The organism is Deinococcus hopiensis KR-140 (assembly GCF_900176165.1).
Lineage (GTDB): Bacteria > Deinococcota > Deinococci > Deinococcales > Deinococcaceae > Deinococcus > Deinococcus hopiensis.
The window spans coordinates 1-15452 of the sequence record NZ_FWWU01000007.1; the positions used below are offsets into that span (position 1 = coordinate 1).

At 63.5% G+C, this 15452-nt stretch carries 14 protein-coding genes and 1 pseudogene; 12 read left to right on the top strand and 3 right to left on the bottom strand.

Features of this window, described 5'->3' with window-relative positions:
• Window positions 1–120 precede the first annotated feature (120 nt).
• The 4 genes from B9A95_RS08680 (at window position 121) to B9A95_RS08695 (ending at window position 3386) form a co-directional block, all read left to right on the top strand.
• Window positions 121–318 carry a hypothetical protein gene (locus B9A95_RS08680; protein WP_084046566.1) on the top strand — a complete coding sequence of 66 codons (198 nt, stop codon included), beginning with the start codon at window positions 121–123 and terminating at the stop codon, window positions 316–318.
• Window positions 315–1058, top strand: coding sequence for a M23 family metallopeptidase (locus B9A95_RS08685; protein ID WP_245808210.1), 744 nt, complete (start codon window positions 315–317; stop codon window positions 1056–1058). The genes B9A95_RS08680 and B9A95_RS08685 overlap by 4 nt, the downstream gene beginning before the upstream one ends.
• The gene (locus B9A95_RS08690) at window positions 1055–2257 is read left to right on the top strand and encodes a LysM peptidoglycan-binding domain-containing protein (protein ID WP_084046567.1); all 1203 of its coding nucleotides are present in this window, start codon (window positions 1055–1057) and stop codon (window positions 2255–2257) included. The genes B9A95_RS08685 and B9A95_RS08690 overlap by 4 nt, the downstream gene beginning before the upstream one ends.
• A 925-nt stretch (window positions 2258–3182) precedes the next feature.
• The gene (locus B9A95_RS08695; protein WP_084046569.1) at window positions 3183–3386 is read left to right on the top strand and encodes a hypothetical protein; all 204 of its coding nucleotides are present in this window, start codon (window positions 3183–3185) and stop codon (window positions 3384–3386) included.
• Between the two features lie 688 nt (window positions 3387–4074).
• Here B9A95_RS08695 and B9A95_RS08700 read toward each other — a convergent pair.
• Window positions 4075–4404: pseudogene (locus B9A95_RS08700) on the bottom strand (transposase domain-containing protein); the annotation flags it as partial.
• A gap of 25 nt (window positions 4405–4429) precedes the next feature.
• Between B9A95_RS08700 and B9A95_RS08705 the strand changes: the two are divergent.
• The 5 genes from B9A95_RS08705 to B9A95_RS08725 all read left to right on the top strand — a co-directional run bounded on the left by B9A95_RS08705 (window position 4430) and on the right by B9A95_RS08725 (window position 9290).
• Window positions 4430–7483: an ATP-binding protein gene (locus tag B9A95_RS08705; RefSeq protein ID WP_245808211.1), complete on the top strand. Its 3054-nt coding sequence runs from the start codon at window positions 4430–4432 to the stop codon at window positions 7481–7483.
• 66 nt (window positions 7484–7549) lie between these two features.
• Window positions 7550–7993, top strand: coding sequence for a hypothetical protein (locus B9A95_RS08710; protein WP_084046573.1), 444 nt, complete (start codon window positions 7550–7552; stop codon window positions 7991–7993).
• Between the two features lie 160 nt (window positions 7994–8153).
• Complete coding sequence (locus B9A95_RS08715) at window positions 8154–8348, top strand: hypothetical protein (RefSeq protein WP_139806607.1); 195 nt, start codon at window positions 8154–8156, stop codon at window positions 8346–8348.
• 28 nt (window positions 8349–8376) lie between these two features.
• Window positions 8377–8802, top strand: a complete 426-nt coding sequence (locus B9A95_RS08720; RefSeq protein WP_084046576.1) for an Ig-like domain-containing protein — start codon at window positions 8377–8379, stop codon at window positions 8800–8802.
• 77 nt (window positions 8803–8879) lie between these two features.
• Window positions 8880–9290 (top strand): DUF7452 domain-containing protein, encoded by a 411-nt coding sequence (locus B9A95_RS08725; protein WP_084046578.1) that lies wholly within the window; start codon window positions 8880–8882, stop codon window positions 9288–9290.
• Between the two features lie 368 nt (window positions 9291–9658).
• Here B9A95_RS08725 and B9A95_RS08730 read toward each other — a convergent pair whose 3' ends face one another.
• Window positions 9659–10909 carry an MFS transporter gene (locus tag B9A95_RS08730; protein WP_084046579.1) on the bottom strand — a complete coding sequence of 417 codons (1251 nt, stop codon included), beginning with the start codon at window positions 10907–10909 and terminating at the stop codon, window positions 9659–9661.
• Window positions 10910–10939: 30 nt separating this feature from the next.
• Between B9A95_RS08730 and B9A95_RS08735 the strand changes: the two genes are divergently transcribed.
• Complete coding sequence (locus tag B9A95_RS08735; RefSeq protein WP_084046581.1) at window positions 10940–11683, top strand: winged helix-turn-helix domain-containing protein; 744 nt, start codon at window positions 10940–10942, stop codon at window positions 11681–11683.
• A gap of 541 nt (window positions 11684–12224) precedes the next feature.
• On the opposite strand, the gene B9A95_RS08740 is transcribed toward B9A95_RS08735, so the two are convergent.
• Window positions 12225–13076: an alpha/beta hydrolase gene (locus B9A95_RS08740; protein ID WP_245808212.1), complete on the bottom strand. Its 852-nt coding sequence runs from the start codon at window positions 13074–13076 to the stop codon at window positions 12225–12227.
• Window positions 13077–14582: 1506 nt separating this feature from the next.
• On the opposite strand from B9A95_RS08740, the gene B9A95_RS31885 reads away from it, so the two are divergent.
• Window positions 14583–14768, top strand: coding sequence for a hypothetical protein (locus tag B9A95_RS31885; protein ID WP_139806608.1), 186 nt, complete (start codon window positions 14583–14585; stop codon window positions 14766–14768).
• A gap of 54 nt (window positions 14769–14822) precedes the next feature.
• Window positions 14823–14966: a helix-turn-helix domain-containing protein gene (locus tag B9A95_RS31890; protein ID WP_139806609.1), complete on the top strand. Its 144-nt coding sequence runs from the start codon at window positions 14823–14825 to the stop codon at window positions 14964–14966.
• Window positions 14967–15452: the final 486 nt, after the last annotated feature.

The following is a 15452-nucleotide window of genomic DNA, read 5'->3' on the forward strand; positions in this document are numbered from 1 at the left end:
GTTCGGTGCTGGTAGCCTCATCGGCAGCCTCCTTCACGATGTGACTTGCCCTGCGGTCCGCCCTGTTGGGTTCACTCCAACTCCTGAGTGGTGTTTGCCTTTTATATTGAGATCAGTCCTATGACCTCACCCCACACCGTCGTCCTGAGCGGTCCCAACCGCTCCGTCCGCTTCCACAGCAGACTCCTCGCGCCGGACCACAAGGGCAGCGCGTTCATGGGTTGCCGTGAGGACGAGCGAGCCGATCAGTTGCAGATTCTGGGCGCCTTGCCGGACACAGCCACTGCTCACCTGTTTCCGCAGCAGGTGCTGCGGTGAGCGTACAGCGGAAGGCCAAGTTTTGCCTGCTTGGCCTGACGTTTCTGTTACAACTCACGGGCACCGGTTCAGCACATTCGGGAACGCCTACCGCGCTCTCCAGCTTGCCTCGGCCCACAGGACAGTACGGTTTGCCATTCGCTGCGCCTCCCGGTCCAGACACCTGGTTGCTGGGGCAGGTGTACGGAAACACCACCTTTGCGTATGAGCAGCGGCGCAACCTGTATGGAAACGGGCAGGGCGTGCATTTCGGGCTGGATTTCAGTGCCCCGTGCGGTACCCCCGTTGTGGCGATCGCCGACGGCACCGTGGCGGAGGTGGACGGCCCACACGGCTCCGCACCACACAACCTGGTCATCGATCACCCAGACGGTCTCTCAAGCCTATATGGACACCTGCTGAAAAGGCCTACCGTAAAGGTAGGCCAGCGAATTTGGCGCGGCGAGGAGGTGGCCTTATCCGGCGACTCGCAGGAGACGTGCGCGTCAGAGCCGCATCTGCATCTGGAGCTCAGGGACCATTCGCATCAGGCGCTTGTGAATCCTATCGGTTACCTCCAGGCTGACTGGGCTTCGCTCGGCCTGGTCAATCCGGATATGGAGGGCGGGGGCTTTCAACAGGACCTGCGGCAACCGGGAATCTGGCAGTTTCTTGATGACCAGCCCAGCGTGCGGTTGCACGGTCCACTGCTCAACAACTTCGCGCAACCCTGGCCGCCCCTCCCGCTGGTGGGCAGATGAAGGCGGGAAGGTTCTGGAAAACCGTCCTGCTCGCGACGCTCCTGACTTCCCCCGCCGCGGCCACAACCTACACGGTCAAGGCCGGCGACACCCTGTACAGTCTGGCCCGGTCGGTCGGTCTGACAGTCGCGCAACTCCAGGCGCTCAACGGTCTGACGGGAACGGACCTGAAGGCGGGTCAGGTGCTCCGACTGCCTGATGTGTCCGCTCCGGTTCTCCCCTTACCTGCTGCACCGCTTCCCGCGAATAGACCTGCCGCTGAGCCTGCAAATATCCGTATCACCCGCTCCGGTTGTTGTGCCCACGCTGTCTGGACGGCAGATGGTGCGCACCTGCTGTACCTGGATCGCCCAGCAGGGCGAGAAGTTGGGGTGTACAGCGTTCCCGCCGCTGGTGGGACGCAAGAGGGCACCTGGCGCCTGCCACCGACGCTGCTCTCGGAAAGCGGCAGGTATGGATTACAACCTACTGGACCGTCGGCAGCGCTGGCCGTACGGCTCGGCGGTTCATCCGCTGCCACGCCTGTCATCGTGGCCACCAGTGGGCGGGACGCCGTGTGGTCGGCGGGTGGCCGACTGGCGTGGCCGGCGTACGGTACGGCCAACCGGAACGATTGGATTCCCCTCACCGTCTGGACCACCGATCCCTTTGGAGGCGAACCCCGGCCAACGTCCAGACGGAGCGTGACCGTGTATGGAGGGCGGCTGGTGGGCTGGGTCAATGAGGGCACGCTGCTGCTGACCGGACGGCAGGCCAGAAACGACCCCCGCCGTTCGGTCCTGACGGTCGATCTCGCGAGTGGCAAAACGCGAGTCCTGGCGCAGGGGCAGGTGCTCAGCGGCGTGCGCCTCAGTGCGGACGGCATGAGGGTACTGTTTCGGGTGACGCTCGATACAGCGGGACACAACGGGATGTTTGCCGTGCCCACGTCAGGCGGCGATGTCCAGGCCCTTCCAGCATTCGGATCTGCGCGTTGGCTGGACGGGACGCGGGCGCTGCTGGTGCCCTACGAGCCTGGAGCGGCCTCACAACGCTTGCTGCGTGTGGACGTCACCACGGGTCAGACCGCAGAGGTGACGTCCCTCTCGGACAAAATTGCGGGCGATGACTGGCGGGTGGCGCCGGACGGCACACGCCTGGTTTACCTAAGTGGGCAAGACCGGGCGCTGCACGTCCTGACCCTTCCCCTGCTGCCCTGAGCATGAAAGAAGCCCGAGTCAGCGGTACAAAGGCGGGGAGCGCCTCCGGACAGCTGGACGGTTACCCCACCTGTCCGGAGGCGCCAGGTGGAACGCCAACCTCCCCTGAGCCTGAAAGGTCGCTGTCACGACCTGCTCTGCCGTCGGTGTCTTTTTACTTGCACCGCTTCTGGAGGTCGCCGCATTCTGGAGCTGGAGTGACAGCAGGGCTTCCCGCTCTGGTACGCCCTTCCCCAAAACACGGCCGGACGAGGCAGCTTTCCCCGTAAGGTGGCCAATCCTGCAGCTTCCAGGGGGCGGCTCGAACTAGTCCCACCAGCTCCCCGGCACACCTGAAAAGCATCCACCCATCCGGCGCGTGTTCTCAGACAATTCCCGGACAATCTGTTACATCCACTCCGCTTCGGTGATTCCGCTTCTGTTCGTCACCGCTTTTCCTGCCCGCCCTGCTCGGATCAACCCGTTGTTTCATCACTGATTAACTGCATCCTTAACCAGACGTTCGCCGGTACAGGCAGTGTCCGCCAGGAATGTGGGATCGAGGCGGGGAGAGAAGGAGGCGAGTAATGGACAGTTTCCAGGACGTCCAACTCGTAATTCCTTCCGCTCTGAAATCCTCTCCCAGCCGCCGTATCCTGGGGAGGTGTAGCCGCCGCGCGTCGTGGCGACCGCGCGGTCCCGTGAGGGTCATGCAGGCAAGGACATGCCCGCCTGAGGTGTATGCGCGTCTTTATTTTCTTCAAGGCTGACCGCGTCGGGATGCAGCTCTAAAGAACCCGCCCGCGGGGGTTTGGGGCGAAGGACACGGTGCGACGAATCTTCACCGGTAAGCGTCAGGCGACTGGGCCCCTTATGCAGTCTTGTTCCTCGACTTCCTCCTGGTCGTTGTCATAAGCATGTCAGACGGACGCTTCAACAATGCACCATGACACCCTTGACTCTGGAAGAGTTGGTCGCCTTTTTCTTCCTGTCTCAACCTGCGGGTGAGCAGCGCTTCACCGAGCCTGACTTCGTGCGGCTCGTGGAAGAAATCGGCGTGGAACGGGCAAACGAGTATCGGCAGTTGATCGTTCAGCAACTTCATCAGGGCCACAATCTCCACGTCATTACGGTCATCACCGCCGCCTGAAAAGGATGTCGGGCGCCGCACGTCTCCATTCCGCCGTGACCTGATCAGCCAATGGAGTTCTGCAGTTGTTGGCCCTACCCGGAGGGTGAACAGCACGCCCATCGCCCCTCCCACCAGCGCCTGGTTCCACCGTGCGTATCCTTCAGCATCTTTATGACAAACGGTCTAAGATTGTGGGAGGTGCAAAATACGCCCCAGTAGGGCGGCGAGCTGTTGTGGACAGGACGCCCTATCACAGCCGTTTCTCCCTCAGCGTCATCGGTGACCCCCTGCGGCTGTCTCACCGCTTTCCCCTCAGCCTGCCTCAAATCCAGCCAACCTCTCTGTGACGACACGGTGAGGGAGCGCGGGGGCACCTTCACTGGAGCGCAGTCCGTACCGCGTTTCCAGCTCATCCCCAACCCGTTTGAACCGTAGGAATTGAGCGACATTGAGGTACACGGTCAAGCCTTGGAACCGAGGTCTGTACTGAACTTGACCCTGAACGTTCTGCAGAAACGCGGCCTGTCGTCTTCGGCGACAGCGGGGAAGCACCCTCACTTCTGCCTGGTACTTGGTCACCTGCAACCGGAGGCGGAGAGCAGAGGAGAAGTGGGAAAAGTCCTCTCAATTTCACCGTGCCCAACCCAGAACACCCCTCCCTCTCATTCCCGCATGCTCCACACCGTCCCTCCCCAAACCACCCACCAGATTTGCAGCCTCCGTAGTCCGAGGGGGGCTGAAGCAGGATGTCGAGTACGCCGCCGTGCTCGTCTCCTGCCCTCCACAGTCAGTGCTTCACTCCCCCCACCTTTACGCGGACCTCGTCAAGATGTCGCCGGGAAACCCTCACGGGTTCCCGGTGGGGGAGTGTCTTCGTGAGCAAGGGAGCGAATTTGTCGTTCCGCTGGCAGAAGGTCTCGTGACGGACGGTGATACCGCGCCCGTACAACAACTCCTGGACGTCTCACTGGCTGAGGGCGTAGCGGTGGTCCAGCCACAGGGCGTAGCGGATAACTCCAAAACTTGAAACGCTTATACTCGGCCTATTCGGGAAGCAGACTGTGGGGTTCAACGTGGAAATGGGCCAGGTCGAACTGCGGGTGCTGGGTCAGCCGGAGGTGCGGTTGGCTGGGGAATCACTGTCCCTGCCGCCCAAACGCCTGGCCCTCGTGACCTATCTGGCGGTGGAAGGCTCTGCCCGTCCTCTGCACCGCGCCCATCTGGCCGACCTGTTCTGGAGTGACGGCACGGACGAGGGAGCCCGGCGCAATTTGCGCCAGGAATTGCACCGCCTCAAAGGCTCGCCCCTGGCCCCCTTTCTCGTCCTGGAGGGGGAAGTGGTCGGGCTGCGCTCCCTCAGCTGTGACGCCCTGACCTTTGAGACACAGGCGCATACCCTTGACGCGGCTGACCTCCTGGCGATCTACCGGGGACCACTACTAAACGGCGTGGAAGTCCCCCATGCGCCCGCATTCGAGGAGTGGCTGACCAGCCGGCGTGAGCGGCTGAATGCGCGCTGGTTGGAGCTGTGCCGGGCACGGGCCCATCAGCTGGAACAGCAGGGTGATCCCCGCGGCGCTATAGAGGCCCTGACTCCCCTGCGGGCCGCGGCAGACGAGGCGGCCTGTCTGTCGACCATGCGGCTGCACGTGGGGTTGGGCGAACTGCAGGCGGCGGGACAGGTGTACGCTGAGATCTGCCGCTTGCTGGCTGACCTGGGCCTGTCACCCGCGCTGGAGTTGACCGTCCTGGCCGAGCGGTTGCGGGGTGTGCTGCACCCGCCCGCGCCGCCCGCCGCCCGCCAACGCGCCAGCCTCGACCGTCCACCCCTAATCGGCCGTGACGGGTTGCTCGCGCGTCTGGAGGAGCAGATTCGAGCGGGTGAACGCCTCGTGCTGCTGGAAGGTGAACCAGGCGCAGGTAAATCGGCACTCGCGCAGGCGCTGGCCACACGCTGGGGTCACGCCCTCAAGCTGCAGGGGTACGAGGAGACGGGCAATACGCCCTTTCTGCCGCTGGCGGAGGCCCTACGCCCACGCGCGGATGCGTTGCGCGCCTTACCTGACGTGTGGCGAGCGGAGGTGGCGCGGCTGCTGCCCGAATGGGCGCAGGGGGCAGGCATACCGCCCACGGCCGACACGCACGGCGAGGGCCGGGCACGGTTCCTCGAAGGGCTCGCGCGGGCCGTGAAGGCGGCGTCAGCGGGGGGCCTGCTGTGGCTCGATGACCTGCACTGGTTCGATCCCTCGACCCTGGAGGTACTGGGCCTGTTGTTGCGGGGGGGAGAGTGGCGCGCCGTGGGAACCGTACGGACGCTGGAACGCCGTCAGAACGCGGCCCTGGAACGCCTGCTGCTGGCCCTCGAACGGCGCCGCCACCTGTGTTCCGTCGAGGTCGGGCCCCTGTCGGAAACCGACACGTTGCGCCTGCTCCGCGCCCTCTCTCCCTCTGGCATGGGTGGGACACGCTTTGCCCGCCGACTCCATGAGGGCACGCAGGGCAATCCGCTGTTCCTGCTGGAGATGCTGCGAACACTGCTGGCGACCGGACAGTTGCGCGAGTCCGGAGGAGAGTGGCACACCGACTTCGACGCTGACACCGACGACTACCACGAACTGCCGCTGCCCTCGAGCGTGGCAGGCGCGGTGTTGTCCCGCGTGACCCGCCTCTCCCCGGGAGGACCTCTGGCGCAGGTGCTGGCAGCCGCTGCGCTGTTGGGGGACGGCTTTTCCCTGGAAGAACTCACGGGGAGCTTGCCCCTGGACGAGTGGGCGCTGTTGGACCTGCTCGATCAGGCGGTGGACGCCGGGTTGCTGGGCCACCTACAGGACGGACGCTACGGCTTCGCGCACAGCCTCATCCAGCGAACGCTCCTGGAACACCTCAGTGCCGACCGCCGGAGGTTGCTTCACCGGCGACTCGCGGCCAACCTGAGCCATCTCGGGACGTCCGCCGCCCGACTTGCGGCGCACCTGGAGGGTGGCGGTGACTGGGAAGGCGCCGCACGCAACTGGCTTTTGGCGGCGAGAGACGCGGCCCGGATGTATGCCCACCGTGAGGCGCTGCAGTCCCTGGAGCGTGCCCTCACGCTGGGCCTGCCGCCCGAGCTCGCGTTGGAGGCCGAGTGGCAGCGCGTGACCGCCTTTCGCGCCCTGGATGACCGACCCGGCTGGCGCGCAGCGCTGGAGGCAGTCACGGCCCGGCTTTCGCCCACCGCGCCCCCACGCTTGATCCTGCACCGTCTGGAGCTGGAATTCTCGGAGGGTGAATACAGCGCGGTACTGGCAGGGGTCCACGCCCTGCGTGCGGGCCAGTCCCTCTCCGCGGAGGAACAGGGCTGGGCCGGGCTGTGGCAGGCCAACGCCCTGAACCGGCTGGACCGCTGGCCGGAAGCGATGGTCACCTACGCCTCGACCCTCTCCGCCGCTCCGGCGACCTCCCTGGAACTTAGAGGCCGCCTGCTGAACGGCTGGGCCTACGCTGCGAGTCAGGTGGGCGACCTCGACTTGGGACAGGCAAAGGTGGAGGAGGCCCAGGCCCTTTTCTCGGCGTGCGGTCACCGCAAGGGACTGGCGATGGCGCACAACACTGCTGGAACGCTGCTTTATATGGCCGAGCACGACGAGGCGGCCGCGCAGCAGTACCGCTTGGCACACACGCTCGCGGTGGAAATCGGAGACCGCACCTCCGAACGCCTCGCGCTCACCAGCCTCAGCGCCATCTACCTCGTACTGGAAGACTTTGAGGCTGCGCTAGAAGTCACCAACAGCGCCCTGGAACTGCTGGAAGAATGGCCCGATCCCTACACGGAATGCCTGATGTACGAGCGGCTGTCGCTGGTCCACCGGGCGCGCGGTCAGCGGGAACGGCAACGCGTGAGCCTGCGGCAGTGGCGGGACCGCGCCGACAAATACCACTACGCGACCTGGAGCGTCAGCAGCCGCCTATCGCTGCTGGAGGCGCTGCTGGACGATCCAGCGGGGCAAGCCGAGTGCCGGGAGCTTCTGGCCTGCCTGCCCACCCTTCTCGCGGCCTGTCCAGAGGCGCAGCAGCAAAAGCAACAGGCGCGCCTGGAAGCCCTGACGGAGAACTTCCACCGGTTGGCAGGGCCGTAACGCCAAAGTAACGCCCGTTCCCTTACCCTCGGCAAGTCAACCCATCTCCCCCGAGCGAGGACGTCCATGAAGAACATGTTGTTTCTACCCCTCATCGCCCTGACGCTCGCTGGTTGCACCGCTGGACAGGATGTCAGCGGGCCCAGCACCGCCCATGTGCCGACGAACCTCTCGGCGCAGGCGTTGGACAATTCGGTGTACTGCCCACCCGATTACCGGTGGTGCGGCAATTACCTCCTGAGTCAGCGGCCCGGAATGGGCGGCGATATCATTCCCGCCGACTGGACCATCACCGGCAGCAAGGATCTGGGTGGCCTGTTAGGCCAGACCTTGCAGGGCCGCTTTCCCAAAGGGGACAACGCCAAGTTCTCCGTCGGCAAGGTGCTGTTCACCGTGGGGCAGTGGGACCCAGCGTTCTATGGCAAAGCGTTTTCCTTCTCCCTGCAATGGGTCAAAGACCAGGGCAACGGTCAGTACACCTACGGATATGTCGGGCAGGCGGTGCCGTAACAGCAGCGGGGAACTTGGACCTGGGGCCACGAAAGTGGCCCCTTTTTGCTGCCATGTCGAGGTGGGCGAGCGCACCTGGCGTTACGCGCGCACTGCGGTGCACGTAACGCCAGATCAACGCTTCCCTTTCTACGCTGACTTCATTCAAACCGGAGGTGATATGGACGAAGACAGCGAATGGGAATACCGCCTGCGTATCCGTGCTCGGCCCTGGCGCGCCACCCTGCAGTGCCTACCCACGTTTCACAGCTCAGGCATTCACGAGGAGGCGGCGTTTTCCGAGCAGTTTGACAGCCCCCTGGACCTGCTCGCACGACTGGAGGCCCAGGAGCGGCCTCCCGGTGGCCTGAAGTGATCCCCCTTGCTCTTCCCGGAGGTTTTGCATGACGTACAGACTCTCCACCCTCCTGCTGATGGGTGCTGTCGGCCTCAGCGCCTGTGGAAGTGGAGGCCCCACGCCCACTCAAGATACGGTGGCCCCCACTGTCGGTCTAAGCGCCTCGCCGGGAACGCTCACCTCGCCGGGTGACGTGACCCTAACCGCAACGGCAAGCGACAACGTGGGGGTGACGAAGGTGGAGTTCTACGACGGTACAACGCTGCTGAGCACCGACAGTACCGCGCCTTACACCTTCATCCAACTGCAGACGGCGACTTCCAACGGCACCCACCGTTACACCGCCCGCGCCTATGACGCCGCAGGAAACAGCACTGCCTCCGCCGAACAGAACGTCACCGTCAATATCGCCTCCGGCCCCCCTGCCGGGGTCTGGGACACAGCAGCCTGGGACACCGCCACCTTTCAGTAAGCCGGTTCGGCCACCGGGAACGCAGGCTGCACCGCGTTCCTCACACCCTTTGTACTGAATGCCTTCAAGGAGCTGTCATGAAAAACATCACCCTCACGATGACCCTGCTGACCCTCGCCTCGACGGCCTACGCGCAGTTTAGCGTTCCCAATACGTTTGCGCCCGGCGGCCCGATTCGCGCTGCCGACATGAATGCCAACTTTGGTGCCGTCGCAACCCAGTTCAACCGCTCGGCGGCCTTCGTTCACACGAGCAGTGCGGCCAATTCCGTTGGCAACTACACCTGCGTGGATCATCCTCTCGCCAACAACCAGCCCAACGCCGTGGTGGTCTTTAGCCGGAGCTGGGGCAATGGCGGCAGCATGGCCTACATCACCTCACCCTTCAGCGCCTGGTACAACGGCGAGAGGTGGTGCATCTACCTGGAAAACAACGCCCTCACCATGCCTCTGGATGTGAAGTTTAACGTCATGGTCTTCAAGCCCTGACCTGAACTCGAACGGGGCACCACCCTGGTGCTGGCCCTGCCTCAGCATCCCGGCCTCTCGTGGACGTTCTTCTCAGTGAGGTTCGACGAGCGGGCAGGCCGGCGGGTCAAAAGCCTCACGGGCCCGGCGGCCACAGCGGCGCAGCTCCGCAGCGTCTTGGGCCGCGTCGAGGATTTCCGCATCCGGAGAGAGTACGTCGAGGGTGCGGACGCGGGAGGACTGGACTCTGTTTCGCTCAGCCGTGTGGACTGCCCGGCACCCCTTGGGCCGGCACCTGTCATGCCGAGGATCTCCTCCCATCAATGCACACTGAGATATCTGGGAGACGCCACGGGGGCAAGCGAGGGTCACACAACGGACAAGCGGCGCTACTCACGACCCAACGGGAGGGTGGAAGGCGATTCCTCCGAACTGTGCGGTAGGGCCAGCGCCACCATCCCGGCCATGAGCGTCAGGATTCCTGCGAGGGTCAGCATGGGCACCGCTGCCACCCGGTCACCGATCAGCGCGGCTGCGGTCGTGACGAGGACGCCGACGAGGGCGTTCGAGGTGCCCAGCGCTCCGTAGACCCGGCCTCGGTACCGGTCTGGCGTCTTGAGTTGCAGCATGGCGGAAGCGGCCACGTTCGCCACGACCATCGGCAGGCCCATCAGTGCGCCCAGCAGAAGCACAGGGGGCAGTTCCGCCTGGTGGTACAGCCCCAGCATCAGGCCACCGACAAGGAGGGTCCCCACGGCCACCAGCCGCCGCAGATCGAAGCGCTCCACAGCCCAGGTGGAAAGCAGGCTGCCCAGCAAGGTCCCCGTACCGACCGCTGAGCTGAGCAGGCCGACCTGGGCTGGGTTGGCCTGCAGCACGCCCTGGACGAAGCCCATGGAGTAGGGGTCGACCAGCGTACCGCCCAGACTGGTGAGGGACAGGGTGATAAATAGAGTTCCGATCGCCCGGCGCTGCCCGATCACCCGCAGGCCGTCCTTCCATTCCCTGGTCATGCTGCGCCAGGACGCGAGCAGTGAGGCGGGAGCTGGTCCACGGCCATGGTTCGGAAGGAACGGCAACCGGCTGAAGAGCGCCGCTGCGACGAAGAAACTCATCGCGTCGAGCACAACCGCCCCGTGCATCCCAACTGCGGCAGCGAGCGCGCCGCCCAGCACGGGTCCGAGCAGCCGCGCTGTCGTGGTCGCCACCGACAGGCGGGCTGTGGCCCTCGCCAGGGCGGCCTCACCGACGAGCGACGGCAACAGGGCCGCGCCGGCAGGCAACGCGAGCAGGCTCAGGGTGCGCTCGGCAAAGACAACGGCCGTGGTCAGCCACAACCGCTCCGGGCTGGCGGCGAGCAACAGGAGGATGATTCCGCCCTGAAGCAGTTGCGCGGTGACCAACGACCACCGCCGATCCCAGCGATCGGCGAACACGCCGGCGACCGACCCGAACAGTAGGCCCGGCAGGTAGCCCGAGAGCGCCAGCAGCGCGGTCGAGGTCAACGAGCCGGTCTGCTGGTAGACCACGTAAGGCAGGGCGATGCCCAGCGCCCGGTCCCCCAACGCCGTCACCGCCTGACCGAGCCACAACCAGCCGAAGCCTGTCTCCCATAGTTTTCCAGTGCGCTTGGTGTGCATGGACGCACACTGATCGCTACTCTGGTGAACATGACAGCTCCAAATTCACCCAGACTTTCCGCAAAGGATGGCGCAGAGCATGAGCTGTGGCAGCGGCTGGATGATCCCGCGTCGGCGCGGGTGCTCGCCGACGCGTACACCCGGCAGTTTTTCGAGCCGTTTATCTGGCGGGAACGCCGGGTCAGCGACGTGGCCCGGGAATTGCAGGTCAGCAAGACGGCCATGCTCTACCGCGTGCGGCAGTTCCTGCGCCTGGGGTTACTGGAGGTCACGCGAACCGAACCTCGAGCGGGCCGTGCCGTGCGGTACTACCGCGCCACCTCCCAGGGGTACTTCGTGCCCTTCACTGCGACCTCCGCCGAGTCCGTACAGGCGCTGTACGAGACATCGGTGGACAACACCCGCCGCTCGGTTCTGGCGACCCTCACGCGCGCGTGGGGTGCTCTGGCCGATGATCCACGCTGGTTTGGGCTGTACACCTACGGCGACGAGAGCGGCCTGAAAAGTCACGCCCTCCTGCCCTATCGACCCGCAGACAACGTTCATGACCTCACCCAACGCGGCTTTCTGGAACCACTGCTGGATGAACACGCGCCCACCATCTGGGACAACACCACGGCGCTGAGCCTCAGGGCAGAGGACGCCAAGGCGTTGCAGCGCGAACTCCACGCTCTACAACGCCGCTATAGCCGGCGAACCTCTGGCGGGGGAAAGACCTACCTCTTACGCCTGACCCTGACCCCTATTCCGGTCAGTCCCGAAAAATCCATCTGAAGGGCCAACCCCCGATCTTCCAGCTGGTGGTGCTGCCCGGCATTCAAGGTGTTGCGGGTCAGGGCTCAGGCGAGAGCCCGAATCCCGTCTTGCAAGGTCAAGCTCTTCGCGTGGTGGGGAACCGACTGGCCGTGACATTGCACAACATCCCGTCCGAGGCCAGGAGGAGGCGCTTGCTGGCCAGTTGAACACGCACCGCGCGCTGCGCGGTCCTGAAGCGGCAGGGCACAGCAGGAGCCATATTGCGGAAGGGGTGAGGTTGCTGGCGGTAGACGTGGTGCTGAGTTCGTAGTATTCCCGCACCCCGGGCCGGAAGGGATGATCGTGCAGCGCCCCAGCCCAGAAGGTATGGCCGCAGAGGCTGACCTTCAGGGTACGGGCTTCGTGTTCTGACGGATAGAACCGGGGGCACCCTACTCAAGCTGCGAGTAGAGAACCTGCCCCACCTCTCAGCCAGCGTGAGATCCACAGGACCTCGTCTTCAAGAGCGCTGGAAAACTGCTCGCCTGGGGTTGTCTTCAAATGACGCTGGCCTCGGAAATCAGGACATGATGCGCTGCACAAATTCCGCCAGTGTTGCCTCATACCTCTCTGGATCGACGTTCCAACCCCGAACGTGTTCGGCCCCTTCCATTCGGTGGTATTCCACAATGTCGGGCCGGGCCTTTGCCAGCAACTCCACCTGTTCAACCGGAACAGTTCGGTCGTGGCTCCCATGGAACAGCAGCATCGGTGTGGAGAAGCGGTCCATCACACTCAAGTGATCGACGGCATCAAAGTCCTGCCCACTCTTCAGACTTGTCAGCCGTTCTACCATTCCAGCCAGAGGCAGGAGACGGTACCGTCGGGCAAAGTGGCGAATCAAGGCACGCCATTCCAGGGAGGGAGAGTCGAGGATGACGCCGCTCACCTCTGCAGCAAGCGTGCTGTAACGCAGGAACGCCAAGGTAATTCCGCCACCCATGCTAAACCCCATCAGCAAGAGGCGCCGTGCTCCCTGCGTACGGGCGTAGACCACAGCCGCTTCCAGGTCCTGCCACTCTTCGGCACTTAAGCGGTAGACCCCCTGCTTCGTTCGGGGCGCTCCGTGCGCATTGCGGTAGGTAATGGTGAGGCTGGTCAGGCCCAACCGCCTGAATGTCGGCAGGATACGTAGCGAGTCCTGCCGCAGCCCCTTGTACCCATGGGTCAGGATCACCCAATCGGTGCCCCTCACTTCTCCAGCAGGATTGCCAGGCACGAGCCAAGCGGGCATCCCCCCATGCTGCGCGGGGACGAGAACGTCCTTATAAGGCAGTCCGCGCGAGATAGGCGTACCGAGGCCAATGGTGCTGGGCCAGACCTCCTGCCCGGTCACGAGGGCAGCTTCCTGCCACTGCACGGTGCGAGTCACGGTACGGCGGGTCTCACTCAGTTTGGGGCCCAGCTGCGCGTGGTACCGAGTCCCAGCACCGTCCTCCCACTCCAGGCCTAAGACCCCCGGACGAATGGTGGCTGCATTTCGGGGGAGTGTGATCTGGAGAGGCCCAGCATTAGCCAGATCTCCCGGGTTTGCGTTCTCTGGGCTTCCAGTCACGCTGAGGACGCGTGTCCTTGGGATGCGTCGGCGAACGGAGGGGGCCCATACCAGAGCATCTGCGAAGTGCCAGCCTGTTCGCAACAGAGCGCTCACGCCCAATCCCAGCCCAAGTAGGAAAAAAGACCAACGCAGGTGACGGGGCGATAAGGCTAAAACGGGTCTCTTCACGTCAGAAACGTTGCCATAGATCTTAGGGAAACGCAGCAAGACTAAACGGAGCGACAACAAGGTGCCGCTTTGAGATGTGAATCCTGACAGACAGCGGCTCCGGGTTCACCACCATTCTGCAAGGGATCCGCAGCCAGAGGTTCGGGGTTGTTGTCGGCGTGCATTCTACCCGGCGACCCAATCACCCAAGACAGGTGACGGTAGAGCCTCCCTTGCGAACCGGCCCTGGAAAGCCCTGACTCTGGCACGTGTGGACCGGACCTTCTTGCCCGTCCCGTCGCAGTTGCTCCCAGGTGACAGTATTGCCTGGGAGGGCAAGCAACCTGGGCCATTGAACCGTTTTACAAAGAGCCCAAACATCGGGTTCGGGCTGAATGAGTTCGCATGGCGAACGGTCCGGGGCCTTCCCCACTTGCTGTTACTCTTCTCCGCCAGGTGCCCGCCGGCCCTGTTGTAGCTGTACCGTACGGAGGACTTGGGCCTGGCGGTGGCGGAAATCACCATGAAGCTCGGACTTCCCATCCTCGTGATCCAGCGCCTCGCCCTACAGAGGTGGAAGCGCGAGGAATTTCTGCGCCAGCGTACCTACTCAACTCTTCAGTGTAAGACCTGGGTATGTTCTGGGGGGGAAAGACAAGTGGCCTTCGAATTGCCATAGACTAAACTGCAACGGCTTTTTCTCAATCAAAGTTCCGAACATAATTCCGTGCTGGGTCATCACCTGTACATCGCAACGCCCTGTGCCCGCGCAGTTCTTCTGGAGCGCGGCTATATCTGTTTCTAAGGTGCCCTTTGGCAAAGCTTTGCCTTCAGCGAAGATAGATAACCTTTTATTTTGTTGCACATTGTACTTACCCTCTAAAATTATCACCCTTTACTATACCACAGCAGGGCGGCAAAGCATAGCGCAACTGATTAAAATTGACCGATGTGCCACGTGCAGAAAGCAAGAGTTCATCCCACCTACTCCTTCTGAAAGGCCTTGATCTCAACCTTGCCACGTTCGGTTCTGCCGGCAAAGCGCAAGACCAGGAATGCTGTTCTACCGCGGTAGGGGAGAGGTCTTACGCCTTGATGGGGCACCCCTGGCGAAAATTGATTGCTCAGGCCGTGAAGGGCCTGCATGCGGAAGGCCACCGGAATATTGCGACCGTGACGCGCCGCGTCCTGGAAGTCGAGCGCCAAGTCACAGCGCTCCAACACGCCCGGCCCTTCCTCAATGAGCAGGCGCGTTACGAGGGCGGCGTGATCATCCGGCCGCTCACCAAAGGCCTGCGGTTTGATGGTGCATCGTGGCGAGCACGGACGCCGAGAACGACGATCCAGCACGCCTATTGAATCAAGGCCCTTGTACATCAGCCCGTCCCGTGGCCTCCTCCGTACGATCAAGGCATGCCCTCCTCCATCAGCAAGATGGAGGACAACGCGCAGGAACGCTGGCGGGCAACCCAGCCGGGCCAGCGTAATGTGGTGGACGTGCATGTTGCGAACATTCGCGCGAAATTTTGGGATGCCGAAGCACACGGAACCATCTGAACTGTCAGAGGACTAAGGATACGCGCTCAGGGCCGCCTGAACGCGACAGAGCTTCACGCCCATCAGACCAATTGAGGAGGTCCTTCCGCCTGGCGGCCTTTCGAGTCGGTGCTGGCCCAGTGATCCGGGTCAACAGCCCGCCCAAGGCCCGCAGCGCCTCACGCTGCTCCATGTCCTGCGCCGTGTGCACTCGCTCAAGGCAACGCCTCACGGTGTATCCGGAGACTGCAGAGCGGCGCAGGACGAGATGGACGCACCTCTGAAGATTCAAGGCAGCGCTACTTGCGTGAGGGCTGGCAGAAGTGTAGGCTTTTCTCACACCGTCCATTTTAGACGGTACAGTAAGGACGGTAATGAGGCGAGAGGTCATCCCTCTACCAGCCATATGCCCACTTCCCGTCTTGGAGCCTCTTGCTTGACGAAGTTCTCGGAATACCGCTAGGGCTGGTCCTCAATGTCTCTTGAAGCCCTGGTTGCTGGTCTTGG

Bases quoted from the DNA above. Each gene is read 5' to 3' on its own strand.
- B9A95_RS31890 (WP_139806609.1), top strand. From the start codon at position 14,823: ATGCCCTCCTCCATCAGCAAGATGGAGGACAACGCGCAGGAACGCTGG.
- B9A95_RS08690 (WP_084046567.1), top strand. From the start codon at position 1,055: ATGAAGGCGGGAAGGTTCTGGAAAACCGTCCTGCTCGCGACGCTCCTG.
- B9A95_RS08680 (WP_084046566.1), top strand. From the start codon at position 121: ATGACCTCACCCCACACCGTCGTCCTGAGCGGTCCCAACCGCTCCGTC.
- B9A95_RS08725 (WP_084046578.1), top strand. From the start codon at position 8,880: ATGAAAAACATCACCCTCACGATGACCCTGCTGACCCTCGCCTCGACG.
- B9A95_RS08720 (WP_084046576.1), top strand. From the start codon at position 8,377: ATGACGTACAGACTCTCCACCCTCCTGCTGATGGGTGCTGTCGGCCTC.
- B9A95_RS08730 (WP_084046579.1), bottom strand. From the start codon at position 10,909: ATGCACACCAAGCGCACTGGAAAACTATGGGAGACAGGCTTCGGCTGG.
- B9A95_RS08710 (WP_084046573.1), top strand. From the start codon at position 7,550: ATGAAGAACATGTTGTTTCTACCCCTCATCGCCCTGACGCTCGCTGGT.
- B9A95_RS08695 (WP_084046569.1), top strand. From the start codon at position 3,183: ATGACACCCTTGACTCTGGAAGAGTTGGTCGCCTTTTTCTTCCTGTCT.
- B9A95_RS08735 (WP_084046581.1), top strand. From the start codon at position 10,940: ATGACAGCTCCAAATTCACCCAGACTTTCCGCAAAGGATGGCGCAGAG.
- B9A95_RS08715 (WP_139806607.1), top strand. From the start codon at position 8,154: ATGGACGAAGACAGCGAATGGGAATACCGCCTGCGTATCCGTGCTCGG.